Source organism: Deltaproteobacteria bacterium (assembly GCA_016210005.1).
In the GTDB taxonomy this organism is placed as follows: Bacteria; Desulfobacterota; Binatia; order HRBIN30; family JACQVA1; genus JACQVA1.
On the sequence record JACQVA010000097.1, the window covers coordinates 1 to 25,381 of the forward strand.

The following is a 25,381-nucleotide window of genomic DNA, read 5'->3' on the forward strand; positions in this document are numbered from 1 at the left end:
GGATCGAGCTGATCGAAGCTCAGAACCCGGACTGGCGAGACCTCTATGACGAGATCGTGTAGCGGTGTGCGACAAAACTGTGGGTAACGTGCAGCCGACCGGGCAAATCCTCACCAGTCTGACAGTACTGTGTACTGTCAGGCCGAGGCCCATGCCGAAAGGGACGCAATTTATCATTCCCGCGAAAGCGGGAATGACGGCGATAACACCGAACCACGTTACCCACGAATTTGTCGCGCACCCGGCAGGCTGAGGTTCGCGAGCGGCTACACGTCGACCTCGGCGACCTTGGGGGCGCGTTCCATGATGAAGCGGAAGCGCGGCTCCACCTCTTTGCCCATCAGCGTTTGGATCGCCTGCTCGGTGGCGGCATCATCGACCACCGCGACCTGCAGTAGCGTGCGGCGTGCGGGGTCGAGGGTGGTCTCCTTGAGCGTGGCCGGGTTCATCTCCCCCAATCCCTTGAAGCGTTGGACAGTGGCGTGCTTGCCGCCGGCCTGGGCCAGGATGCGGTCACGCTCGGAGTCGTCGAGGGCCCAGCGCGTCTCTTTGCCGATGTCGACACGATAGAGCGGTGGTTGCGCGATGAAGACGTAGCCCTGGCGAATCAAGTCGGGCAGGTGGCGGTAGAAGAAGGTGAGCAGCAGGGTGCAGATGTGGTGGCCGTCGGAGTCGGCGTCCATCAGCAGGCAGATCTTGTGGTAGCGCAGCTTGGCGGCATCGAAAGTCTTACCCGCGCCGCAGCCGAGCGCGGAGACCAAGTCGCTGAGCTCCTTGTTGCTGAGCACTTTCGCGGTCGAGGCCTGCTCGGTGTTGAGCACCTTGCCGCGCAGCGGCAGGATGGCCTGGAATTCACGCGCCCGGCCCTGCTTGGCCGAACCGCCGGCGGAGTCGCCCTCGACCACGAACAGTTCGCTCTCGGCCGGGTTGGTCGAGCTGCAGTCGGCCAGCTTGCCGGGCAAATTGAGGCGGTGGGAGATCGCGGTCTTGCGCTGCACACTCTCGGCGGCGGCGCGCGAGGCGGTGCGGGCGCGGGCCGCGAGGACAACGCGGGCGGCCACGGCGTTGGCCTGGGTGCGGTTCTGCAACAGGTGGTTCTCCAGCGCGCTGCGGATGAAGTTGTCGATCGGTGCCGCCACCTCCGGGTTGTTGAGCCGCTCTTTCGTTTGCCCTTGAAACTGCGGGTGTTGCAGATAAACGGAGAGCACCGCCACCAGGCCCTCGCGAATGTCCTCGGCCGCCACCGTCAGGCCTTTCGGGGTCAGGTTCTGGACGCCAAGATAGTTGCGCACCGCCTTGGTCAAGCCGTTTTTCAAGCCGTTGTCGTGGGTGCCGCCCATCGGAGTCGGAATGCCGTTGACGAAGGAGAGGATGCGCTCGTCGGTGGCTTCGGTCCAGGCCAGCGCACACTCGACGATCAGGCCGTCCTTGCGCTCGGCGTAGAACGGCTCGGCCACCTGTTTTTTGCCGCTGTCGGCGATGAGCTTGTCGATGTATTCGGCGATGCCGCGCTGGTGGAGAAAGGTGCCGGTCTGCTGCTCGACTTGGTTGTCGAACACCAGCGTCAGGCCGCGGTGCAGGTAGGAGCGGGCTTCGAGCCGCTCGCGGATGAGGTCGGGCTGGAAGGTGGGCTGGGGGAAGATCTGCGGGTCAGGGGTGAACGTAATGCTGGTACCGGAGCCGCGGGCAGCAGCGCCGCGTTTCATCTTGCCGGTGGCGGTGCCGCGGGCGAAGCTTTGCTCCCAATGGTAGCCGTCGCGTTTGACGTTGGCGGTGAGCGACGACGACAGCGCGGTGACCACCGAGGCGCCGACGCCGTGCAGGCCGCCGGAGTGGAAATAGTTCTGGTTCTCGAACTTACCGCCGGCGTGCAACGTGGTCAGGATCAACTCGAGTGCCGAGCGCTTGTACTTGGGGTGCAGGTCGACCGGAATGCCGCGGCCGTTGTCGCTGACGGTGACTGTCTGCCCGTTCTTGTGCAGGGTAACGCTGATCTTGTCGCAATGGCCGTTCATGGCCTCGTCGACCGCGTTATCGACCAACTCCCACAGCAGGTGGTGGAGGCCGGTGGCATCGACGCCGCCGATATACATGCCCGGGCGCTTGCGCACCGGCTCCAGGCCTTCGAGAACGGTGATGTCCTTGGCAGTGTACTTCTGCTTCATGAGCGATCATCTACCACAGACCGCCGCTGAGTGCAGAAGTGGTGCAGGGCCACGGGCAGAGTCAGTTGTTCCTGAACTCGGGTGGCCGGCGCGGCTCACAGGGTAAAGTAGAACGTCGCGCCCTGCTCGATGTTGCCTTCGGCCCAGATGCGGCCGCCGTGGCGGCGAATGATGCGCTGCACCGTGGCCAGGCCGACGCCGGTTCCGTCGAACTCGGTCTCGGTGTGCAGGCGCTGGAAGGGGGTGAACAGCCGCTCGGAGTAGGCCGGGTTGAAGCCGGCGCCGTCGTCGCGTACGAAGAAGACCGCTTCGCGGTGGGGACTGGAGGCTGGAGGCGGGAGGCTCCGTTCCGCAATCGGCAGTTGCGAGTCCGCAATCGCCACGGCGGCGAACTCGATGCAGGCAGTGTCGTGCTTGCTGCTGTACTTCCAGGCGTTGTTGAGCAGGTTGTCGAGCACGATCTCGAGCAGGCGCGGGTCGCCCTGCGCCACCATGCCCGGCTGGATGACGAACTCGACCCGGCGCTCCGGCTGCGACTGACATAGCTGGCTTGCCAGACGTTCCGCCAATGCGCTGAGATCGACCGCTTGCGCATGCATCGGCGCGGAGCCGGCACGCGACAAGGTGAGCATGTCTTCGATCAGCTCTCCCATGCGCTCGGTGCCGGCGCGGATGCGCGTGAGGTAGTGGTTGGCCTGCTGGTCGAGAGTGTCGTGGTAGTCTTCGAGCAGCATCTTGCTGAAACCGTCGATGGCGCGCAGCGGTGCGCGCAGGTCGTGGGACACGGAATAGCTGAAGGCTTCCAGCTCCTGGTTGCTCGCGGTTAGCTGGGCCGTGCGCTCGTGCACCCGTTGTTCCAATTCGGCGTTCAGGCGCTGGATCTCGGCCTCGGCCTGTTTGCGCTCGGTGATGTCGGTGGCAATGCCGCATACCGCAATGGGATAGGGCTTGGCGTCGAAGAGCGGGAACTTGTTGGAGAGGTAGACGCGCGGCTCGCCGTCACGTGGAACGGTCTCCTCCAGCGACAGGGCAGCGCAGCGTTCGAGGACCGTGCGGTCGTTTGCCCGCAGGGCCTCGGCCACCTCTGGTGGGAAGATATTGCTGTCGGTCTTGCCGACAGCGTCATCGCGGGTGATGCCGACACAGGCTTCGAACTCGCGGTTGACGAGCAGGTAGCGGCCGTCGCAATCCTTGATGAAAATGACCGCGGGGGCGTGATCCAGGATCGACTGGAGTTGCTCGCGGCTTTCGCGCAGCGCGGCCTCGGCATCGCGGCGCGCGGTAATATCGCGGGCGATGCCTTGGATGCCGACCGGCGTGTCGCCTTGGTAGATCAGGCGCGTGTTGACCTCGACCCGCACCCGATGGCCGTCCTTGGCGATGATGTCCAGCTCATGGGGCGGCAGTGACTCGCCGGCGAGCCGGCGGGCGATTATCGAGCGTGCCAGATCGATATGCTCCGGTGCAACAACTTGAGCGATGTTCATGTTGCAGGCTTCGGCTTGGGTGTAGCCCGAGAGGTGTTCAGCGGCGGTGTTGATGAACATGAAGTTGCCGCTGAGATCGTGGGCATAGATCATGTCGTTGGCGTTATCGAAGAGGTCGCGGTAGCGGGCCTCGCTGGCTTGCAGCTCGGCTTCCACCTTAACACGATGTGAGATGTCGCGCAGAATGACCGTGTACAGCATCTGCCCGGCCGCCTCGGCCCGAGAGATCGAGGCCTCGGCGGGAAACTCCTCGCCGCTGGCCCGCAGGCCGATGACCCGCCCGGGTGCGCCCATGCGGCGCTTGGTTGAGCCGCTGTGGCCGAAGGCTTGTGTCGCCCGCGTGTGCTCCTCGCGAAAGCGCTCTGGAATGAAGCTGTTGAGCGGTTGCCCAATGGCCAGGGCCGCCGGGCACTGATACATCTGCTCGGCGGCGGCATTGAACCGCACGATGCACCAGCTCGCGTCCACCGTAATGATGGCGTCCATGGCCGAGTCGATGATGCCGGCCAGACGAGCCTCGCTCTCGCGCGAGCGCTGCTCGGCCAGCCGGATGCGCAACATCGCACGCACCCAAGCGATCAGCTCGCGGTTATCCACCGGCCGGTTGACGTAGCCGTCGGCGCCGGCTTCTAGACCCTGGGTGTGGTTGTGCGAGGAGGTGTCGAGCGCGGAGATCAGCAACACCGGGATGCCGGTCAACGTACGGTCGCTCTTGATGCGGCGGCAGACGGTGAGGCCGCTCTCATCGGCCAGCACCACGTCGAGCAAGATGACGTCGGGCTGATGGGTGCGAGCGAGGCGCAGCCCCTCGTAGCCGGTGGTGGCGCTGACAACGGTGAAGCCCGCCGACTCGAGCAGGGCCTGAGTGGCGAAGATATTCCTGGGATTGTCGTCGATGATCAGAACGCAGCCCGCCGAAGTGCCGGAGTCGCGATTTCCCGTGGGCTGACGCTCGCCGGCGATGATCGGTGCAAGCGGCTCGCCGGTGCCCTGTGTGCCGGCGAGGTTCATGAGTTTCCTCCAATCAACGCGGCAACAGCGATCTCCAACTCCGGCAGTGGGATTCCTTTGTTGAAGACGCCGTGGACCCCGCGGGCGTAGGCCTCGCGTTCGAGCTGTTTAGTTAAGTTCCCGGAGAGCAAGATGACGCGGCAGTGCGGGGCGTGGGCGCAAGCGTGCTCGATGACGTCGAGGCCATCGGTGCTGTCCCTGCCGTTCAGGCTCAAGTCGGTGACCACCACGTCGTAACCGGTGCCGGCGCGTCGGGCGTTGGCTAGCAAGGCCTGAGCACTCTGGCGGTCCTCGGCGCAATCGACCCGATAGCCCTTGAAGCTGAAGTAGTCTTGGAGGGCGAAAAGAATCGAGGCTTCGTCGTCAACGATGAGGAGGTGTTGCGTCATGGTCTACCCCTGCGCCGCCAGTGCAGGCGGAAGAAGTGAATAGCGACGGTCCAGGCGGCCCATCATAACCCTGCTAGCAGCAGGCTCTGTGCCAAGGGCCTGGGGCTAGCAGGGGCGCTTCCGCGAGGGGTTGTTGGGGGGCGCCGTCTAGGGCTCAGACCAATTGCTGTCCAAGCCGTCTGAATGCGGGACTCAGAGAGGCGGAGAATTCACGCGGCGGCGCCGGTAGCGGGCTCTTCGAGGTGATCCACTACCGGTCCGGCGGCCAGCCAGGCGGTGGCGGCACGCCGGCCGGCGGCATGCATGGCTGCCATCACGCCGCGTTCGAAGAACAGATACGAACCGGTATCAAAGCAGGCGTTGCGCGCGGGCCGCAGCACGTCGTAGAGGGTGACGGAGCGGTAGTGGCTGCCATCGAGGCGGGCCAAGCGGTTGCGTTCGAGCAACAACTTGCGGTCAACGTTGTAAGCGTTTTCGAGCAAGCTATCGACGGTGCGCTCGACGGCGCGGCCGAGGTGGGGCAGGGGGCCGCGTTGCGGGTCGGGCGGCTCGGTCACCAGCACGGTAATGATCTCCTCGGCTCCCAGCGCCACCACCGGCGCCAGCGGCGTGTTCACCAGCAAGCCGCCGTCCCACAACAGGTAGGTACCGATCTGCACTGGCGGGAAGAGCAGGGGGATACTGGCGCTGGCCAGCACCATGTCGACGGTGATGGCGTCGACGATGTGGTAGTCAGGTGGCCGGGTGAGCGCGGTCTCGGCGTTGACGTAGCGCACTACCTGGCCGCTGTGGGCATCGACGGTGTTGATGGCTAGGCGCAGGCCGTTGCTGGGGATGCTGTCGCCGCCGAACACCTCCACCAGGCGGTCGCGCAGCTGGGCGGTGTCGGCCAGGAAGGGCTCGCCGACACCGGCTAAGAAGCGGCTGACCAGCTCGAAGCGGGTGGCGAGCAGGTACTCGACGCACAGGGCCAAGAGGCTGCCGCGGCGCGGCGGCCAGTGGTTGCGCGCGCGCTGCAGGAAGGAGAGGAGCGGCGCGGTCGATTGCAGCCAGCGGGCGCCTTCTTCCCAAGTCAGCCGCATGAGCGTGCGTGCGGCAGTGCGAAAGAATCGGGCGCTGGCGACCACCGGCGGATTGTCGGCGATCGCATTCCAAAACTGCATCATCTCCCGCGGTGACTTACCGGCGGCGATCAGCGCGGCGTTGATGGCGCCGGCGGAAGTGCCGGAAAGCACGGTCGGCCCGGAGGCGAACCGCTGGTCCTTCAACAACCGCTCGTAAACGCCGACCTGGAAGGCGCCCCGGGCGCCGCCGCCGGAGAGCACGAGACCGAGCCGGTGCGGGCGCTGCTCGCGCAGCCCCGGTGTGACTCGCCGGTACCTCTTGTCGTCAGGCATCACCGCTTCTCCACCCTTCGTGTCTCATAGCGGACATGTCATTGCGAGGTAAAGGGAACTGCGGCCGCGCATGTCACCTGCCCGGGCCACATTGACCGTGCTTGCGGACTCTGTGTATGGTGCGCGCCGTTGTGCGGGACGTGAACTGTTGGCAACGGCTCTTGCCCGGATCGCAACGGCCACTGCCAGGATCGAGCGCTCGCGCTGCCATTGTCGGCATGATAGCGGGAGGAATCGTGAAACGCACTAGGAGCCTGCTGATCGCGGTGGTGCTGGCGCTGTGGGGCAGTGCCTGCAGCCAGCAAGCGGACGAAATCAGGATTGGTGAGTACGGCTCGTTGACCGGCGGCACCGCCACCTTCGGCACCTCGACGCACGAGGGCGTGCTGCTAGCGCTGACAGAGATCAACGCCGGCGGCGGGCTGCTGGGCAAGCGGGTCACGGTCATCACCGAGGACGACCAGAGCAAGCCCGAAGAGGCCGTCACCGCCGTGCTCAAGCTGATCAAGCAGAATCAGGTGGTGGCGGTGGTGGGGGAGGTGGCCTCGAGCCGCAGTCTGGCGGCGGCGCCGGTGTGTCAGGCGAACAAGATTCCGATGCTGTCGCCCTCGTCGACGAATCCCAAGGTGACACAGGTCGGCGACTACATCTTCCGCGCCTGTTTCATCGATCCGTTTCAGGGCTCCACCATGGCCAAGTTCGCCATTAACACCCTCAAGGTGCGTCGCCTGGCGATTCTGACCGATACCAAGAACGACTACTCGGTCGGGCTGACGCAGTTCTTTCGCGACACGGTGAAGAGCTTGGGCGGCGAGATCGTGGCCGAGGAGAGCTACGGCGAGGGCGACATCGAGTTCAAGGCCCAGCTGACGGCGATCAAGGCCGTGAATCCCGAGGCCATCTACGTGCCCGGCTACTACACCGAATGCGCCCTGATTGCCCGGCAAGCGCGCGAATTGGGGCTGACGGCCACCCTGCTGGGCGGCGACGGCTGGGACAGCCCGAAGACGGCTGAGATCGGCGGCAAAGCGGTGGACGGGACGTACTTCACCAACCACTACTCCGCCGACGAGCAGCGGCCGGAGGTGCAGAAGTTCATCGCCGATTACCGCGCGGCCTACGGCGGCAAGGTGCCCGATGCTATGGCCGTGCTGGGCTACGACGCGATGCGGATGCTGGCGGCGGCCATCGCTCGCGCCGGCTCCAGCGATGGCCCGGCCATCCGTGCTGCGCTGGCGGCCACCAAGGACTTCCCCGGCGTCAGCGGCCGCATCACCATCGACGGCGAGCGCAACGCGCGCAAAGCGATTGTGGTGCTGAAGATCGACAACGGCGAGTTCCGCTTCGTCGAGTCGATTGCGCCGTGACCGCAGCGGCCTACGCGTCCGAGTGCTAGGAGCCTGACGCGGTGGAGCAGTTCATCCAGCAACTGATCAACGGGCTGGCGTGGGGGGCGATCTATGCCTTGATCGCGCTTGGGTACACCATGGTCTACGGCGTCTTGCGCCTGATCAACTTCGCGCACGGCGACGTTTACATGATCGGGGCGATGACGGCCTACTACGTCGCGCACTGGCTCGGCTTTGCCAGCGCGCCCTCGCTGCAAGGCTTCGTGGTGGTGATGATCGTCGCCATGGCGCTCTGTGCCGCGCTGGGGGCGCTGATCGAGCTGGTGGCGTATCGGCGGCTGCGCCACCAGCCGCGCTCCTCGATGCTGATTACCGCGATCGGCGTCTCGATGCTGCTCGAGTTCGGCGGCCAGCGCGTGTTCGGTCCCGATCCGAAATTCTTTCCGCAGTTGATCGAGTCGCACTCGCTGTTTCGCGCCGGCGGGGTGGTGCTCACCAACCTCGATGCGCTGGTGATCGTGGTCTCGCTGGTGCTGATGATCGGGCTGCGCTGGGTGGTGATGAAGACCCGCGTCGGCATGGCTTTGCGCGCGGTATCCTTCAGCTACGATACGGCGGCGCTGATGGGCATCAACGTCAACACCGTGCTGTCGCTGACGTTCATGCTGGGCTCGGCGCTGGCCGCCGCCGCCGGAGCGATGGTCGGGCTGCGCAATCCCAAGATCGATCCGCTGATGGGTTTACTGCCGGGGGTCAAGGCGTTCGTGGCGGCGGTGTTGGGTGGCATCGGCAATTTTCCCGGTGCCGTCGTCGGCGGCGTGCTGATGGGAGTGACGGAGACTTTGGTGGCGGCTTACCTCAGCTCGACCTATCGCGACGCGGTGGCGTTCGTCATCCTCATCGGCGTGTTGCTGGTCAAGCCCACCGGTCTGTTCGGCAAGGTGACGGTGGAGAAGGTCTGATGGGCGGCTTGGTGTCGTTGCTGCGGCGCAACGCCGTCCTGGCGCTGCTGGTGCTGTTGCAGTGGCCGCTCGGGTTGTTGCTCAACCGAGCGCTCAATCCGTACTATCTGCAGATCGTCGTCTACATCGGCATCAACGGCATGCTGGCGGTGAGCTTGAACCTGATCAACGGTATCACCGGGCAGTTTTCGCTCGGTCACGCCGGCTTCATGGCGCTGGGTGCCTACGTCGGTGCCGCCTTCACGATTTACGCTTGGCCGTACGGCGTGGGTGTAATGGGGCTGGCGGCGGCGCTGCTCGCCGGCGGCTGTGCCGCAGCGGCGGCCGGACTGCTGGTCGGGATGCCGACGCTGCGGCTGCGCGGCGATTACTTGGCGATCGTGACACTGGGATTCGGTGAAATCATCCGGGTGGTGATCCTGAACACCGAGGCCGTGGGCGGGGCACGCGGTTTGAGCATTCCGGCGGCGGCGACGTTTACCTCCACCTACGTCTGCGCCGTGCTCTGTGTCGGCTTGTTGTGGCGGCTGGTGCACTCGCCCAAAGGGACGGCGTTTCGGGCTGTTCGTGAGGACGAGATTGCCGCCGCCGCCATGGGCGTGGATACCACCCGCTACAAGATCATCGCCTTCACGCTGGGCGCGTTCTGGGCGGGCGTGGCCGGCGGCCTGTTTGCGCATTTCATCGGCTACATCCACACCAACTCGTTCACTTTCCTGAAGAGCATCGAGATCGTGGTGATGGTCGTGCTCGGCGGCTCGGGCAGCATCAGCGGTGCATTGCTGGCGGCCGCTGCGCTCACCGTGTTGCCCGAGTTGCTGCGCTTCGGTGCCGAATACCGCATGATCATCTACTCACTGCTGCTGATCGTTATGATGCTGACCCGGCCGGCTGGATTGCTGGGCAGCCAAGAGATCACCCAATGGCGTTTCTGGAAGCTCAAGACTGCTCGCTGAGCTTCGGCGGCTTGAAGGCGGTCAGCCGGTTCAACTTCGCGCTCGACCCGGGCGAGCTGGTCGGGCTGATCGGACCCAACGGCGCCGGCAAGACGACGGTGTTCAATCTCATCACCGGCGTCTACGCGCCCGACGCGGGCGACATCCGGCTGGGAAACGCTCGCATCGCCGGGCTGGCGCCGTTTCAGATCAACCGGCGCGGGATCGCGCGGACGTTCCAGGGGATTCGGCTGTTCGCCAACCTGACGGCGTTCGAGAATGTGATGGTGGGCTACAATCGCCATCCCCATCACCAGCTGTTGGGGACGATGCTGGGCACGCGCGGGGCGCAAGCGGAACGGAGCCGGATCGAGGCCGAGTGTCGCAAGCTGCTGCAAATGGTCGGCCTGGAGTCGCAGCTCGACGCGCCCGCGCGCTCGCTGCCGTACGGCTCGCAGCGCCGCCTGGAGATCGCCCGGGCGTTGGCGACGCGGCCGAAACTGCTCCTGCTCGATGAGCCCGCTGCCGGCACCAACCCGCAGGAAAAGGTCGAGCTGATGGAGAAGATTCGCTGGCTGCGCGATGACCTCGGCCTCGGCATCCTCATCATCGAGCACGACATGCCCCTGATTATGCAGATCTGCGAGCGCATTACGGTGCTCGATCACGGCGAGACCATCGCCGTCGGCCCGCCCGAGGTCATCCGCCGTGATCCCAAGGTGATCGAGGCCTACCTCGGCGAGCAAGCGGGCGGCTGAGATGCTGCTCTCGATCAAGAACCTCAACGTCTTCTACGGCGCCATCCACGCCTTGCAGGGGGTGTCGCTGTCGGTAGCGCCGGGAGAGATCGTTACGCTTATCGGCTCCAATGGTGCCGGCAAGAGCACGCTGCTGCGTGCAATCAGCGGCTTGGTGGCGCCGGCGGCCGGGGAAATCGTCTTCGACAAGACGGTGCGGCTCGACCGGCTGCCGCCGCACACAATCGTGCGCGAAGGCATTAGCCAGGTGCCCGAAGGGCGGCAGGTGTTCGCCAATCTGACGGTGTGGGAAAACCTGCAGCTGGGGGCCTATCAACGTAAAGACCGGGAAGAAGTGCGCGAGACCATGGCGCGGGTGTTTGAGCTCTTTCCCGTGCTGCAGGAACGGGTGCAGCAATCGGCGGCAACGTTGAGCGGCGGCGAGCAGCAGATGCTAGCGATTGGCCGGGCCTTGATGGCGCGGCCGCAGCTGCTGTTGCTCGATGAACCGTCGCTGGGCTTGGCGCCGCTGGTGGTGCAGAAGATCTTTGCCATCATCCGTGAGATCAACAGCCAGGGCACCACCATTCTGCTGGTGGAGCAAAATGCCCACATGGCGCTGCACGTTGCCGGCCGCGGCTACGTCTTGCAGACCGGACGCATCGTGCTCGAAGACACCGGCGCCAACTTGCTCAAGAGCCCGGAAGTACGCGCCGCGTATCTCGGTGAGTGAGCCATGACGATTCGCCGCCTGTGCGTCTTCTGCGGCTCGTCGCCGGGAGCCCGGCCGGCTTACGCCGGCGCTGCGGTGGAGTTGAGCGCTTGCCTGGTGCGGCGGGGTATCGAGTTGGTGTACGGCGGCGGTAACGTCGGGCTGATGGGAATCTTGGCCGACGCTATGCTCGCGCGCGGGGGGCACGTGATCGGGGTCATTCCAGAAAGCCTGCGGGCCCTCGAAGTGGCGCACGTGGGGTTGCCCGACCTGCGGGTGGTGGAGAGCATGCACGGCCGCAAAGCCCTGATGGCCGACCTGGCGGATGGCTTCATTGCCCTGCCGGGCGGCTTGGGGACGTTGGAGGAGCTGTTCGAGGTCGCCACCTGGCGCCAGCTTGGTTTGCACGATAAGCCCCTTGGCTTGCTCAACGTCGGCGGCTACTTCGACCCTCTCATAGCGCTCTTGGACCACGCAGTGAGCGAGCGCTTCTTGCGCCCGGAACATCGCCAACTGCTCTTGGTGGCGCCGGAGCCGGCGGGCTTGATCGAGGCGTTCCTGGCCTTTAAGCCGCCCGCACCGGAGAAGAAGTGGATCGACCGCAATCAGATGTGAGCGAGCTGCTGCGCGCCAAGGCGGAATGGCGGGTCCGGCTGCGGGCGCGGCTGGCCGCTATGACGCCGGGGGAGCGGACGGCGCAGAGCCGCCGGATCTGCGAATCGGTGAGCGCCCGGGAAGTATTTCGCCGGGCACCGGCCGTTCTGCTGTATCGACCGTTGCCGAGCGAAGTGGACGTTACAGCGCTGTGGCGCGAGGCTGAGGCGAGGGGATGCCGGACGTTCTTCCCCCGGATGCGCGGCCCGAATCAGCCGCTGCGCTTCGTGCGCGTGCACGCGGATACCGAATGGCGCGCCAGCATACAGCCATTCCTGGAGCCGCAGTCTGATGAAGACCTAAGCGCGACCGAGGCTCGTGACTGCGTTATCATCGTGCCGGGGTTGGGGTTCTCACCCCGCGGTGGCCGCCTTGGACGCGGCCAGGGTTACTTTGACCGCACCCTGGTTGCGCCTCCTCTGGGCGGGCAGGGATACCGGATCGGGGTGGCGTTTGCCGAGCAGTTGGTGGAGGACTTGCCCATCGGCCTGCTCGACGTGCCCATGCACGCCGTCGTCAGCTCGGCCAACGCCTGGATCGAGGGTTTACAGCCCGAAGCGCAACCTGATATCAAGGCACCCCTGTGAGTTCGGCCGGCCAACGGCCCGAACCTGGAGAGGCTCTTACTATGAAGAAGGATTTCGTGTTCACCTCCGAGTCGGTTTCAGAAGGCCATCCGGACAAGATGTGCGACCTGATCTCGGACAGCATTCTCGACGCCTTGCTAGCGCAGGACCCCGACAGCCGCGTTGCCTGTGAGGCACTGGCCAAGACCGGTATGGTCGTGGTCGCCGGCGAAATCACCTCCAACGCCATCATCAATTACGCCGATGTGGTGCGGAATACGGTGATCGAGGTGGGTTACGTGTCGTCGGAAATGGGTTTTGACGGCAATACCTGCGCGATTCTGACCGCTGTCGATCGGCAGTCGCCGGACATCTCCCAGGGAGTGACCGAAGGCGAGGGCCTCCACAAGGAACAAGGGGCGGGCGATCAGGGCCTGATGTTCGGCTATGCCTGCAACGAGACGCCGGAACTGATGCCGCTGCCGATCTTCATGGCCAATCGGCTGGTGCAACGGCTGACCGACCTGCGCAAGGCCGGTGCCTTGCCGTTCGTTCGCCCGGATTCCAAGTCGCAAGTCACGGTCAAGTATAAGGATCGCAAGCCGGTCGCCGTCACCACCGTGGTGGTTTCAACCCAACATACTCCCAACGTCGCTTACGAGCGGCTGCGCGAGGCGGTCATCGAAGAGGTTATCAAGCAAGTCATCCCGCGGGAATTGCTGACCGCCGACACCATCTACCACGTCAACCCCACCGGCCGCTTCGTGGTCGGCGGTCCCCAGGGGGACTGCGGGTTGACCGGGCGCAAGATCATTGTCGACACCTACGGCGGCTACGGTCGGCACGGAGGAGGCGCCTTTTCGGGCAAGGACCCCTCGAAGGTCGACCGCAGCGCGGCCTATATGGCGCGCTACATCGCCCGCAACGTCGTGGCCTCCGGTCTGGCCGACCGCTGTGAGGTGCAGCTCGCCTACGCCATCGGCGTGGCCGATCCGGTATCGGTGCTGATAGATACCTTCGACACCGGCACCGTCCCCGACGAGGTCATCGCGGATGCCGTGCTACAGTCCTTCAAGTTGAAGCCGGCGGAGATCATCAAAAGTCTCGACCTGAAGCGGCCCATCTACAAAAAAACCGCGGCATATGGCCACTTTGGGCGCGCTCCTGAAGGTGGATTCTTCACTTGGGAGAGGTCCGATAAGGTCGACGAGTTGCGCCGCCACGTGCGCTGACGGGGCAGGCGAGCCAGCGGGGTAGGGCCGCCCCTGCGATCGGGCCGACATGCAGCCGGCAAGAAAGTGGCTTTGCCATTGTTGGCTTTCGTGGTAAACGGGATTGGCACTCCCGGGAGGCAGTGGTGGTGAAGCCGGGAGCCGGAGGCTAGGCCGGTGCTCGCTAAGATTGATTCTTCCATATTGCACGAGATCGCTCGTATCATCCAAGCGCGCTCGAAAGTTCCCGAACGGATCCGTGTGCAAGGGCGGCCGTACCAGATTACCTATCTGGAAGACCACAAGCAGCGGATCGAGGAAGCCATCCGGCGCCACGACATCGACCGGTTGGGGATGCTCTTCGGGCAGTTGCAGAGCAAAGTGAAGTACCAGCTCTTGCGCCGTCCGGCGCAACGCAAGAAGACGGCACGGCCCCCGGCGCGGCGGACCCGCTCGACGCGGGCGCGATCAACCAGGCGGCGCGCCGCCCGCAGCTGACACGATTACGCCAGTAGCAGCCACTCGCAGGTTGGCTTCCCGGAGATGGGCGGCCAGGCTAGTACGGCTAGGGCAGGGGCCGTGGGCGCGTGGTGCCGCCCCGGTGGCGGTATTGGCGCTTTTCTACGGGCTCTCATACTGCGACGCCACCGGCGCTTTCTTCCACTACGACGACTACTGGGTGCTGAGCGAGGCCGCGGCCGTGGATCTGCGCGGGCCGCTGGATATCGTGCAGTTCTTTGTTCCGGGTCGAAACGGCTTCGTGCTCTACCGGCCGCTGTCCACGGTGGTCTACTTCCGTCTCTTGCACGCCGCGTTCGGCTACGATGCGGCCGGCTATCACGCCGTGCAGGTCCTCTTTCATTGCCTCAATGGGCTGCTCGGTTACGCGATCGCATCGACGGTTTTGCGGTCCCGACTGCTCGGGCTAGCGGTGGCCTTGGTCTATGCCAGCGCGCCCGGGCACGCCATCGCCGTGTTTTGGATGGCGCTCTTCAGCATGACCGGCACGGCTTTCTTCTACTTGCTGTGCCTTTGCCTGTGGCTGCGGTGGGATGGTCGCGCCCGGTTGGCGCTGTGTCTACCCCTGTTCCTGGCCGCACTCGGCTGTGGCGAGCACGCGGTTACTTTGCCGGTAGTGCTCAGCCTCAGCGTGGTCTTGCTCGAAGGGAGATGGCCGAATCGGCGGGATTGGCTGGCCCAGGCTCCTTTCTATGCCGTGGCGCTAGCGTACGCGGCGGCCAAGCTGTACTACCTGCGCTTCGTGTTCCCATTTTCGTTCCCCGACCCATTTCGGCAAGCAGCCACGCTGCGAGCCTACGGTTGGCATGCCGATCCTTGGGGGATCCTGGACCACCTCGGTCGCTACGCCGCGTTCGGGTTCAACCTGCTGTTTGCCGTAATCGACCCCGGCCCCCCGGGGACGAGTTGGCCGATCACGGGGATTGGCGGAGTCGTGACCGCGGCGACCGTGGTGGCGGCGGTGTTGGCCCGGCCGGGGCGTCGGATTTCGGCAGAGAAACGGGCCGTGGCGTTCGGGTTGGCTCTGTTCGCCGTGGCATTGCTGCCGGTACTCGGCCTGCGTGATCACACCTACGGGTACTACGTTGGCATCGCCGGCTTGGGCTTGGCCCTCGCCGCGGTGGCGGCGTTGGCGGCGCTACCGCGCCGCGGGGTAGCGGCTGCGGCGGCGTGCGCCGGCGTCGTCCTGCTGGTGCACGTGGGGGTGACCTGGGGCAGCGCCCGGGCGCAACGGGATTTCGATTTCCTTCGCGAATTCTCGCGCTCAGCGGCTCGCTGGCTCTATACGGTGGAATGGATTGCCGATCATGATCCGGGCACCCGTGAGCTGGTGGTGGCGCGCAATCCGTTGACATTCATGCTGTTCGACGATACCGGAGCGCATCGCTTGATTCTGCCGGATGTGCACCTCGGCGTGCGCTCGGTGGAGGAGGTGTCACGAGTGGAAGCGAGTCCCGGGCGCCGTACGATGAGTGCGCCCTATGTGTTAGCGCCCGGCCAGCCGTGGCCGGGAAGTCAGCGGCGATGGGATTGGTTGCGATGGCCACCCGTGTCGTAGTTACCGGCGGGGCCGGGTTCATCGGCCGTGCGGTGGTCGGGGAGCTACTGCGCCGCGGCTACATCGTCAGTGTTGTCGACGACCTGAGCAAAGAAGGGGCGGCGCCACCGGTGGGCGCACACTTCGAGCGCATCGACCTCACCGATCCGGAGCGCACGCGTGTTGCCTTCACGGGTCACGACGTCTGCATCAACCTGGCGGCCAAGATCGGCGGCATTGCTTACTTCCACAAGTTTCCCGCTGACATCCTGGCCGAAAACGATCGCATCTACGCCGCCACTTTCCGCGCCGCCGCCGGGTTGCGCTTTCGCCGCATCGTGTTTGTCTCGTCGTCTATGGTGTTCGAGAAGGCGACTAGTTTCCCCAGTCACGAGCGCGATGTCTGGGAAATCGCACCACCGCTGACGGCTTACGGATTCAGCAAGTTGGCCGGCGAGTACTACTGCCGCGCCTTTCATGACCAGTTCGGCCTCCCGTACACGATCATCCGCCCGTTCAACGCCTATGGGCCGGAGGAACTCCCGGGCGACGAGGTCGGCCTCGCCCACGTCATCCCCGACTTGATCAAGAAGGCGCTCGATCTCGGCGATTCCGACGAGCCGCTGGAATTACTCGGCAACGGCGAGCAGACGCGTTGCTTCACCCACGTGCGCGACATCGCCCGCGGCATCGTCGCCGCCATGGAATCCGAGGCCGCCGTCAACGAAGACTTCAACCTCAGTACCGGCGAGGAGACCCGGATCATCGAGCTGGCGCGGCTGATTCACGATCTCTGCCGCCCGGACGTGCCGTTTAGCGTCCGGCACGTTGAGCCGCTGCAGCACGACATACAGCGGCGGGTGCCGGCGGTCGGCAAGGCCCGCGAGAAGTTGGGCTGGCAGGCGCAGATTGCGCTGCGGGACGGGTTGGCGGAAGTGATTGCCGCCTATCGGATGCGAAGATGAAGAAGGACGATGGCACCACCGTAGCCGTGGTCGGGCTCGGCCGCGTCGGCTTGCCGCTGGCGCTGGTGTTTGCCGAGCACGGCTGCCGGGTGCTGGGGGTCGAAGTTGATCCGGCCCGACTCAGCGCGTTGCAGGCCGGCAGGTTGCCGTTCATCGAGGAAGGCGCCGCGGAGCTGCTGGCGCGTCACGCCGGCCGGAGCTTTCGTCCCGGCGGTGATCCGGCTGCCGTCGGCCAGGCCGACTACGTGGTGTTGACCTTCGGCACGCCGGTGGACGAGCACATGAATCCGGCCTACACCCAGCTCGAGCGTGTGGTCGCCGGCTTGATTCCGCACTTCCGCTCGGGGCAGACGCTCATCCTGCGCAGCACCGTCGCCCCGGGTACCACGAACTACTTGCGCCGCTTCATCGAGCGCGAGACCGCTTTGGTCGTCGGCCGCGATTTTTTTATCGCCTTTTGCCCCGAGCGCATTGCCGAGGGCCAAGCGATCCCGGAAATCGCCGAGATTCCCCAGATCGTCGGCGCCCTCGATCCCGAAAGCTCACGCCGCGCCTCCGACCTTTTCGGTCGCATCGCGCCCGAACTCCTCCACAGCGACGCCACTGCCGCCGAGCTGGCCAAGCTGTTCTGCAACATGCACCGCTACATCGACTTCGCCATCGGCAACGAGTTCATGGTCATCGCCATGCAGCACGGCGCCAACATCTACGAGGTCGTCAACCTCGTCAACCACAACTACAAGCGCGCCGGGCTCAAGCTGCCCGGGCTGACCGGCGGGCCGTGCCTGTACAAGGATGGTTTCTTCCTGGTCGATCGAGTCCCCTTCGCCGACCTCATCTCCGTGGCCTGGAAGATCAACGAGACGGTGCCCGGCTTCCTCATCGAGCGGATCAAGCGCGAGCGCGACCTGAGCGGGTTGAACGCGGCGATTCTCGGTCTCGCCTTCAAACGCAACATCGACGACAACCGCAACTCCCTAGCGTACAAGGTCCGCAAGATCCTGGCCGCGGAAGGCTGCCACACGTTGCTGCACGACCCCTACTTTGCCCCGGGGGAAATCGAGCCGGTGGTGCGCCAAGCGGACTTGGTGTTCGTGGCCATGAACCACGACGTCTATCGCGAGCTTGGCCGGCGCCGCTTCCGCGCCATGTTGAAGGATGACGCGCTGGTGTGCGACATCTGGAATATGTTCGGCAATGGTGAAATCGTGTACCGAAAACGAGACCTGCCGCTTGAGTGAACCGACGGACCCAGACCTGTCCATAGTCATTCCCGTGTTCAACGAGGGCGCCAATATCCGCGCCACTTTGGAAAGCCTCTACGCCCAGGTTCAAGTCCCCAAGCGCGTTTACGTCGTTTACGACTTCGAGGAGGACGACACGCTGCCGGTGGTCCGCGCTCTCCAGGCGCAGCTGCCGGAGTTGCATCTGCTGCGCAACCGTTTCGGTCGCGGCGCTCACAGTGCGATTCGCACCGGCCTGCTGGCACCCGCCGGCGGTGTGGCAGTGGTGATGATGGCGGATCTCTCGGATGACGTGCGCGCCCTGCCGCTGATGTACGAAAAGGCCCGCGCCGGCGCGATGGTGGTATGTGCCTCGCGTTACAGCCCGGGCGGCCGGCAGATCGGCGGTCCGTGGCTGAAAGGGCGGCTGTCGCGTCTGGCAGGTTGGAGCCTGCACCACTTGGTCGGGCTGCCCACGCTCGACGTGACCAACTCGTTCAAGGCCTACCGCCGCGAGTTGCTCGACGCCGTTACGATCGAGAGCGATGGCGGCTTCGAGATCGGCATGGAGTTGGTGGTCAAGGCGTTTGCAGCCGGATATCGAGTGGAGGAGGTGCCCTGCGTCTCCCACGCCGACCGGCCGGCGGGCTCGTCGCGCTTTCAATTGCTGCGATGGTTTCCCAAGTACCTGCGCTGGTGGGCCTATGCTGTGCGCAATCGCCCGGGGAGAGTTCGCGGTGACCGAGCAACTTCCCGCCCACTGGCGGGTTAGTGACGCTGAGCGCGCTGGTGACGCCGACCGACGACCCCGATGTGCAGCTCATGCTGGCGGTGCAGCGTGATGACCGCAGCGCCTTCGAGATGCTTTTTCGCAAGTACGCGCGCCCGCTGGTCGGATTCGCACGGCAGTTCGTCGGCAGCCAAGCGCGCGCGGAGGAATTGGTGCAAGACGTTTTCCTGCAAGTCTACCGGACGCGCCGGCAATATGCGCCGCGGGCGCGCTTTTCCACCTGGCTTTACCGTATCGCCACGAACATGTGCCTGAGCGAGGTCCGCCGCGGCGAGTACCATGGCCGCGTTCAGTCGTACGACGCCGCGCTCGATGACAGCGAGCGGCCGATGCAATGGGCCGATCCCGAGGCTCATAGCAGCGAGGAGGTCTTATTGAGCCGTGAGGCGGCCGAGAATATCCTCGCCGTGCTCGGAGCATTGCCGCCGCAACAGCGGGCCGCCCTGCTGCTCGCGCGCGCCGAAGGAATGTCGTACGAAGACGTGGCCGAGAGTCTCGGATGCTCGCTCTCGGCGGTGAAGAGCCTGATCCATCGGGCGACGGTTACACTACGGGAACGCTTGGGAGAGACGCGGTGATGTTCGGCTGGCTGGCTATGCGCTGTGACGGGGCGCGCGCCGATTTGGTGGCGTGGGTTGATGGTGCGCTGCCCACGCGCCGCGCCCGACAGCTCGCCCGTCACCTCGACGCGTGCCAGCAGTGCGCGAGCGAGGGCGCCAGCGTGCGCGCTAGCGCGCGGCAGCAGCAGACGCTGCTACGCTCGCTGACTGGCGCCGAGACGGTCGATGTCGACGATCTATGGCGCCGGATGCGCTTGCGCCTGGCGGCCGAGCCGGAGCCGGCGCGCCGGTCGCTCAGCCTGCGTTGGCTGTGGCGTCCGGCGTTGGCATTCGCAGTCACCTTGGCCGTTGTGTGGGGTGGCGTGACCACGCTCGGCGACCACGATGCCTTGCTGATCAGCACCGGAGTGAAGTCGCCGCCAAAGAAGCTCGAGGAGAAGCCCGACCTATTCAAGGAATACGCGGTGATCGAAGAGCTGGAGGTGCTCGAACGGTTTCACACCGCCGACACCGATACGATCTTGGCCCCGGTAACCCCCGAAGCCAACCAAGGCTAGATCGGCAGCAAGCGATGAGCGTCACTCCCGTCTCCGGTCCCCCGTCTCTCTTCCCCCGTCCCTCTTCCCCCGGCTCATGTCTTACTTCTCACTTCTTACTTCTCACCCTGTGCAGTGTGCTCGCGGCCAGCGCGGTTGCCGCACCCCCGGGCGGGCTGGCGCAGGGCTGGCAAGAGTACAGCCCGCGCGAGCGTTACGACGCCTTGCAGAACTATCGCCGCCACGAGACCCTGCCGGCGGAGCGCCAGCAGGACATTGAACGCAACTACCAGCGCTGGCGCGAGATGCCGGAGCAGGAGCGCAGCCGCATTCGCCAGAACTACGAGCGTTACCGCCAACTAGCGCCCGATCAACGCCAGCGCCTCAAGCGGCGCTATCAGGAACAGAAGTCCGGAAGCGGAGAGCAGTGAGCAGGCTTCCCCGGGGGTCGGCCGATGGCTCGTGTCATTCTGCATGCCGACATGGATGCGTTCTACGCGGCGGTGGAGCAGCGCGATCGCCCGGAGTTGCGCGGCCGGCCGGTGATTGTCGGCGGGCTCGGTCCGCGCGGCGTTGTTAGCGCGGCCTCGTATGAGGCGCGGGCATTCGGGGTTCATTCCGCCATGCCGGCGGTCGCGGCTCGCCGGTTGTGCCCCCAGGGCGTGTTCCTGCCGGGCCGCATGGCGCACTACGTCGCGGTCTCGCGCGAGATTCAGGCGATCTTCGAGGAGTTCACCCCGGAGGTGGAGCCGCTGTCGCTCGATGAGGCGTTTCTCGATGTCACCGCCTCCTTGCGGTTGCTGGGGGCGCCCGCGGATATCGGCCGGGAGCTGAAGGCGCGGGTGCGCGCGCGCACGGGCTTGATCGTATCGGTCGGGATCGCGCCGTCGAAGATGGTGGCGAAGATCGCCAGCGCGCTGAGCAAGCCCGACGGCTTGCTCGAAGTCCAGCCCGGGGAGGTGCCGGCGTTTCTGGCGCCATTGTCGATCGAACAGCTCTGGGGGGTGGGGCCGGTAGCGCAGGAGCGGCTGCGGCGCGCCGGCTTACACACCATTGGTGATATCGCGCGTGCGGGTGCGGCGGTGCTGCACGAGCGGCTGGGCGGATTCGGCGTCGAGCTGTGGCAGTTGGCCAGCGGCGAAGACGGCCGGCGGGTCGAGGCGGAACGCGAGCGCAAGTCGTACGGCGAGGAGAACACCTTCGAGCGCGACGTCAGCGATGGCGAGCCGCTGCGGCAGACCATCATCGCGCATGCCGAAGCGGTGGCGCAACGGCTGCGGCGCGATCAACGGCGCGGCCGCACGGTTACCTTGAAAGTGAAGCTGGCGGAGCGCATCGGCCCCGGCCGTTATCCCTTGCTGACGCGGCGGCTGACTCTGCCGGAAGCAACAGATGACGGCAAGGTGATCGGCGACGCGGCTCTGGGGCTGTGGCGGAAATGGGCGCTGAAGCGGCCGATTCGGCTGATCGGGGTCTCGGCCAGCGGCATCAGCGAGGCCGGCCCGCCGCAGCTCTCGCTGTTCGATGATGCGCCGGCGCAACTTGCCCGCAAGCGCGGTGCGCTCAACCGCGCGGTTGACGCCATCGTCGAACGCTTCGGCGACGCCAGCATCTCCCGCGGCCTGGCCCGTGCCGAGAAGGCTGCCCCCACGCTGTCGCTCAAGTCCCGCCGTAATTCACAATCGTAGCGCCGGCGCCGATACCGGCCGGAGTCCGCCACGTCGCATCTCGCAAACGGGCCACCCTGGTTGACCGCCTGGCCTGAAATCCGGCCGCGGCTCTACAGTGGCCACCGTTCCGGAGGTGCGGAGGTGCGCGAAAGCACGCGCCGGCTTCGGGGGATTTCCCCCAGCGAAGAGGGGATTCACCCAAGACCGGTCGCGGTTGCCACGCCAGCGGTCCGAGTGCGTACGCGGATGGCTGTGGGGCATGACTGTTGCTCCCGCAAACTGGCTGGGATGTTAGGCCGAGAAGTCCGAAGAGCCGGCGAGGAGGCGTGATCGGGAGACACGTTGAAGCTGTTGCGACTCGTCCCCGGATTTCGCACCCGGCTGGAGTTGCCGCAAGATGAACAGGGGCACACAGAATACCAAGCCGCTCTTCATCCTATCCCTTCTGGGTATAGGAGTCGCTGTGTCGGCCCTGACGCTCGCTAGTAGCGCTTTCGCGCGGGGTCCGATCTACCTCAAAGATCCAAGCGGCAGCGCCGTCGCCGCGGGTAGTAGCACGCCGTACAGCCCGAAGATGACGTGCTCCGGTGCGACTGCGGACGCCGTGCAGTTCTTCGGTTCCCCGCCCGTGATCGGCAACGCCGGCTGCCACGCCAGCATCATAAATGGCTACGGTCTGAGCCAAAACGACGGAGAGTGCAAGGTTTTCGATGCCGGGGCACCCGCTTGGATCACGGTGAGCGCGGCCACTCAGGACGCATGCAACACCGCTGGCGGTATGTGGTTCCCCGTTCTCGGCGCCTTATACGAGAGCGATCCGGCCAGCGCCTCCAAGGACCACGGGGCGGGCTCGCCTGCGTATGCCGTGCCCTTCGCGCGCCACGGTATCTCCGCCGGCTATCACTTCCAGCAGGGGCGCGATGCCCAGTCGGGCGAGGCCCCGCGGAACTACTTCCGGCTGCCGGGATTCGCCAGCTCCCATGGGATGTTCGGCGGCTTCAAGGACATTTTCGGCCGCCAGCTCGCCTCCCCTAGTGACAGCTCGCCCGCGCTCTTCGATATGAGCGCGTATGACTTCGCCACTTCGCAGTGCGCCTGGTGTCACCCCGGCGGCGGTAACATGGAGTATGACCGGGAAGGATTCCGCTACGACGGGGTTGGCGGGCTGTTCCAGAGCGGACCCAACCCCAGCCCCAAGGAAGGTGACTACTACAGCTTCGACCCTAATACCGGCACACTCGTCTCCAAGGCCCCGGACTGGCAAGCCGGCGGCGCTGGGGAAATCGACTGCCTCATTTGCCACACCGAGACAGCGTACGGTTACAGCCATCTGGCGCGCAGTCATGCGCTGTCGGAACGAAAAGCCCCCGGATACGCCGCCTCGTTCGGACTCGCGGGTCCAGACGGCGCGAGCGGATACCTGAGCATCCCGGCCTTGGGCGGTAACGGTGTGAACCCCGATGTCAGCAGCATGACGTGGAACGAGCAGAACTGGTTCTTCAGCTGGCTCACTTACACCAGCGTCTCAGGTGTCTACATCGAGGACGCCCGCCCCATCCCTCCGAAAGAGGCTTGCGCCCAGTGCCACTTCGCCGACGCGAGCGTCACCGGCAACGGTCCCGCGGGCCAGCCTCTGGGCTATAGTTCCTTCCAAAAGATCCTGCTCGCGGGAACCGTTGACGACGCCGACATGGTGCTGCCGGGAGGCAAGAACAGCGTGGACTGGAGGATCTTCCACGGCCGCGCCGGCAGCGACAAGCGGGGCATGTCCATCAACGATGCCAACAACCCCGACGCGCATATTGACGCCGGCACCAACTGCTCGACCTGCCATTATCTCTTGGGCGCCGCGGGCAACTATCAGGACCCCTGCCTCGTCTGTCACACCGAGTTCTATGGCGCTCCGTTCACCGATCCGGTAACGCCCGCGACCCCCGAGATATTCCCCGCCGTGACCGACGGTAGCGGCAACCTCATTCAGCCGGCGCGCGAGGTCTTCAAGATCGATCACCAGTTCGCCCGGGGCAACAGCAAGCCGGAGGGAGCCGGGACCGACCAGTTCGACAACACGGTGACCTGCCAGAGCTGCCACATCAACCGCACCCACCCCAACACCGGCTCCGCACCAGACCCGGCTTCCGCGCACGCGGCTTTTCCTGCCCTGCATTTCGATCGCATCGATTGCAAGACCTGTCACATCCCGCTGGTGAACGGGCCGATGAAATTGGACACGGTTGATTTCACCGCCGGCTACTATCAGCAGGGCGCGCGCGAGCAGCGCAGCGCGGCCCCGTCGGGCATCGGCTTCAAGCCGCTGTATGTCTGGCGGACCAAGACCCATGACGGCAGCGGCATGCACATTGTGCCGGTATCCGTGGTCAGCGTTGCCTGGTGGGGCGACGCCCTCTCGTGGAACCTCGACGGCAGCGCGGCGGCGCAGCGGCCGGTATTACAGCGCACGGCGCAAGTGGCAGCTGAGGCCCTGCGTGCCGCTTACGGTGACAGCGACGGCAACGGTACCTACGATTGGCCGCTGAACCGCGCGCAAGGGGGCGACGTTGCCCTGATCGTCAACACGGCTCCGGAAGTGACCGACATGGTGGCGCGGCTGCGAACCGGCGGCGTCGCGGAGCCGGTCATGAACCTGTCCTTCGAGCAGCAGACCGTCAATCATAACGTGGCGCCGAAATCGTCCGGCAGGATTCTCGGCTCGCCGGCCGGCGGCGGTTGCGTCATGTGCCACTCCAGCAGCGATCCGAATAGTCCCGACTACAGCATCAAGTCGGTGGGCTTCTTCGACAAGACCTTCACCCTCTTCGGTCAGCCCACGGACGGCGGCGCCGGGATCGTACAAACCGCCGTGAATATCGCCGGCAGTGCCACCGCGGCCGAGCGCATCAAGGCCGTGTTTGACACCAAGAGTGATACCGGGAGCGCGGTGGTCATCGATTTGTCCGGCTCCCCCGGGAGCACCATTCGTAACACTCTCAATCAAGACGAGCTTCTGGGCCGCGCCGCCTACGCCGACCCCACCGTCGCCGGTGTCCCTTCACCTACCGCGATGTTCTCCTACGTTCTCAACGGGCTGAGCGTCGCCTTCGATGCCTCCGCCTCCTACTGCCCGAGCGGGAACTGCTCCTATTCGTGGAACTTCGGCGATTTGTCGGCCGGTTCGGGAGTGGCGCCGTCGCACACCTACGGCGCCGCCGGCACCTTCAGCGTGCGCGCCACGGTGCTGGACAACGTGAACTTCACCCAGCACACCAAGTCCTCGCCGATTTCGGTCGTGGCCGCCGACCTGCCGCCGCTGGCGAGTTCCGTGTTCAGCTTCGGCGCCGACACCTGGACGGCAACCCTCGTCGATGCCTCGGTGGATGACGACGGCGTGCGCCTGGTGACGGTGAACTGGGGTGACGGCACCATGCTGGCGACGGGATCGGCAGGGGATACCTTTACCCACACCTATTTGAACGTCGGTCCGTTCACGATTACCCACAAAGCCATCGACACGCTGGGCCAGCAGGACAGTGAGGCCCTTACCGTCAGCCCGGCCTACTTCACTATTGCCGGTACCGTCGTGAAGAGCGCCACCGCTACTTGGGCCGGTGGTCAGTGCACCATCCAGTGTTCGACCCAGACGGTCTGCGCCAGAACCGCCGGCGCAAATCCACCCGGCTGCGGGGCAAATTGGAATGCGAGCGCCGGCCGCTGCGAGAAGCCGATAGGTACGGCTTACGCCAGTCACACCTTCGCCTCGACGCAGCAAGCCTGCACGGCCGTGGTCTCGGCCAGCGTTCAGGTGAAGAAGGGCACAAGCGTTGTCAGGACCGTCTATACGGCGGCCAATGGGACGTTCTCGGCCGGCTCGCTCAAGCCGGGCACATACACACTGACGGTGACCAAAGCCGGCTACAGCTTCACCGCGCCGGCGGCCACGATTGCGCTGGGGCCGAGCAGCCTGGGCAACGGCATCGCCGCCACCGCCCCGTGAGCAAGAGGGCGCCGC

The 25,381-nt window shown here is 65.4% G+C and carries 22 protein-coding genes; 18 read left to right on the plus strand and 4 right to left on the minus strand.

What is annotated here, in order from left to right; genetic code table 11:
- Positions 1-266 precede the first annotated feature (266 nt).
- From HY699_09400 to HY699_09415, 4 genes are all read right to left on the minus strand, one after another.
- Positions 267-2,165: a type IIA DNA topoisomerase subunit B gene (locus HY699_09400; protein MBI4516014.1), complete on the minus strand. Its 1,899-nt coding sequence runs from the start codon at positions 2,163-2,165 to the stop codon at positions 267-269.
- A gap of 95 nt (positions 2,166-2,260) precedes the next feature.
- Entirely contained in the window at positions 2,261-4,663 is a 2,403-nt protein-coding gene (locus HY699_09405) for a PAS domain S-box protein (GenBank protein ID MBI4516015.1), read from the minus strand.
- On the minus strand, positions 4,660-5,052 hold the full coding sequence (locus HY699_09410) for a response regulator (protein ID MBI4516016.1): 393 nt from the start codon (positions 5,050-5,052) through the stop codon (positions 4,660-4,662). Before HY699_09410 ends, HY699_09405 begins: the two co-directional genes overlap by 4 nt.
- 209 nt (positions 5,053-5,261) lie before the next feature.
- Complete coding sequence (locus tag HY699_09415; GenBank protein ID MBI4516017.1) at positions 5,262-6,449, minus strand: patatin-like phospholipase family protein; 1,188 nt, start codon at positions 6,447-6,449, stop codon at positions 5,262-5,264.
- Positions 6,450-6,685: 236 nt separating this feature from the next.
- Between HY699_09415 and HY699_09420 the strand changes: the two genes are divergently transcribed.
- The 18 genes from HY699_09420 to HY699_09505 all read left to right on the plus strand — a co-directional run bounded on the left by HY699_09420 (position 6,686) and on the right by HY699_09505 (position 25,366).
- On the plus strand, positions 6,686-7,816 hold the full coding sequence (locus tag HY699_09420) for an ABC transporter substrate-binding protein (GenBank protein MBI4516018.1): 1,131 nt from the start codon (positions 6,686-6,688) through the stop codon (positions 7,814-7,816).
- 41 nt (positions 7,817-7,857) lie between these two features.
- Entirely contained in the window at positions 7,858-8,760 is a 903-nt protein-coding gene (locus HY699_09425; protein MBI4516019.1) for a branched-chain amino acid ABC transporter permease, read from the plus strand.
- Positions 8,760-9,716 (plus strand): branched-chain amino acid ABC transporter permease, encoded by a 957-nt coding sequence (locus tag HY699_09430; GenBank protein ID MBI4516020.1) that lies wholly within the window; start codon positions 8,760-8,762, stop codon positions 9,714-9,716. The genes HY699_09425 and HY699_09430 overlap by 1 nt, the downstream gene beginning before the upstream one ends.
- A complete protein-coding gene (locus tag HY699_09435; GenBank protein MBI4516021.1) occupies positions 9,683-10,453 on the plus strand; it encodes an ABC transporter ATP-binding protein in 771 nt (256 codons plus the stop codon). The genes HY699_09430 and HY699_09435 overlap by 34 nt, the downstream gene beginning before the upstream one ends.
- Position 10,454: 1 nt before the next feature.
- The gene (locus HY699_09440; protein MBI4516022.1) at positions 10,455-11,165 is read left to right on the plus strand and encodes an ABC transporter ATP-binding protein; all 711 of its coding nucleotides are present in this window, start codon (positions 10,455-10,457) and stop codon (positions 11,163-11,165) included.
- Positions 11,166-11,168: 3 nt separating this feature from the next.
- The gene (locus HY699_09445; protein ID MBI4516023.1) at positions 11,169-11,759 is read left to right on the plus strand and encodes a TIGR00730 family Rossman fold protein; all 591 of its coding nucleotides are present in this window, start codon (positions 11,169-11,171) and stop codon (positions 11,757-11,759) included.
- Positions 11,756-12,385 (plus strand): 5-formyltetrahydrofolate cyclo-ligase, encoded by a 630-nt coding sequence (locus tag HY699_09450; protein MBI4516024.1) that lies wholly within the window; start codon positions 11,756-11,758, stop codon positions 12,383-12,385. The genes HY699_09445 and HY699_09450 overlap by 4 nt, the downstream gene beginning before the upstream one ends.
- 41 nt (positions 12,386-12,426) lie before the next feature.
- A complete protein-coding gene (locus HY699_09455) occupies positions 12,427-13,596 on the plus strand; it encodes a methionine adenosyltransferase (GenBank protein MBI4516025.1) in 1,170 nt (389 codons plus the stop codon).
- A 156-nt stretch (positions 13,597-13,752) separates the two neighbouring features.
- Positions 13,753-14,073, plus strand: a complete 321-nt coding sequence (locus tag HY699_09460; GenBank protein ID MBI4516026.1) for a hypothetical protein — start codon at positions 13,753-13,755, stop codon at positions 14,071-14,073.
- A gap of 103 nt (positions 14,074-14,176) precedes the next feature.
- Positions 14,177-15,652 (plus strand): hypothetical protein, encoded by a 1,476-nt coding sequence (locus tag HY699_09465; GenBank protein MBI4516027.1) that lies wholly within the window; start codon positions 14,177-14,179, stop codon positions 15,650-15,652.
- Positions 15,634-16,596: an NAD-dependent epimerase/dehydratase family protein gene (locus HY699_09470; GenBank protein ID MBI4516028.1), complete on the plus strand. Its 963-nt coding sequence runs from the start codon at positions 15,634-15,636 to the stop codon at positions 16,594-16,596. Before HY699_09465 ends, HY699_09470 begins: the two co-directional genes overlap by 19 nt.
- The gene (locus HY699_09475) at positions 16,593-17,837 is read left to right on the plus strand and encodes a nucleotide sugar dehydrogenase (GenBank protein ID MBI4516029.1); all 1,245 of its coding nucleotides are present in this window, start codon (positions 16,593-16,595) and stop codon (positions 17,835-17,837) included. Before HY699_09470 ends, HY699_09475 begins: the two co-directional genes overlap by 4 nt.
- Positions 17,794-18,591 carry a glycosyltransferase family 2 protein gene (locus tag HY699_09480; protein MBI4516030.1) on the plus strand — a complete coding sequence of 266 codons (798 nt, stop codon included), beginning with the start codon at positions 17,794-17,796 and terminating at the stop codon, positions 18,589-18,591. Before HY699_09475 ends, HY699_09480 begins: the two co-directional genes overlap by 44 nt.
- Positions 18,592-18,608: 17 nt before the next feature.
- Positions 18,609-19,187 carry a sigma-70 family RNA polymerase sigma factor gene (locus tag HY699_09485; protein MBI4516031.1) on the plus strand — a complete coding sequence of 193 codons (579 nt, stop codon included), beginning with the start codon at positions 18,609-18,611 and terminating at the stop codon, positions 19,185-19,187.
- The gene (locus HY699_09490) at positions 19,184-19,726 is read left to right on the plus strand and encodes a zf-HC2 domain-containing protein (GenBank protein ID MBI4516032.1); all 543 of its coding nucleotides are present in this window, start codon (positions 19,184-19,186) and stop codon (positions 19,724-19,726) included. The genes HY699_09485 and HY699_09490 overlap by 4 nt, the downstream gene beginning before the upstream one ends.
- A gap of 116 nt (positions 19,727-19,842) precedes the next feature.
- Positions 19,843-20,136 carry a DUF3106 domain-containing protein gene (locus HY699_09495; protein ID MBI4516033.1) on the plus strand — a complete coding sequence of 98 codons (294 nt, stop codon included), beginning with the start codon at positions 19,843-19,845 and terminating at the stop codon, positions 20,134-20,136.
- Between the two features lie 24 nt (positions 20,137-20,160).
- The gene (locus HY699_09500; GenBank protein MBI4516034.1) at positions 20,161-21,393 is read left to right on the plus strand and encodes a DNA polymerase IV; all 1,233 of its coding nucleotides are present in this window, start codon (positions 20,161-20,163) and stop codon (positions 21,391-21,393) included.
- Between the two features lie 445 nt (positions 21,394-21,838).
- Complete coding sequence (locus HY699_09505) at positions 21,839-25,366, plus strand: PKD domain-containing protein (GenBank protein ID MBI4516035.1); 3,528 nt, start codon at positions 21,839-21,841, stop codon at positions 25,364-25,366.
- Positions 25,367-25,381 lie beyond the last annotated feature (15 nt).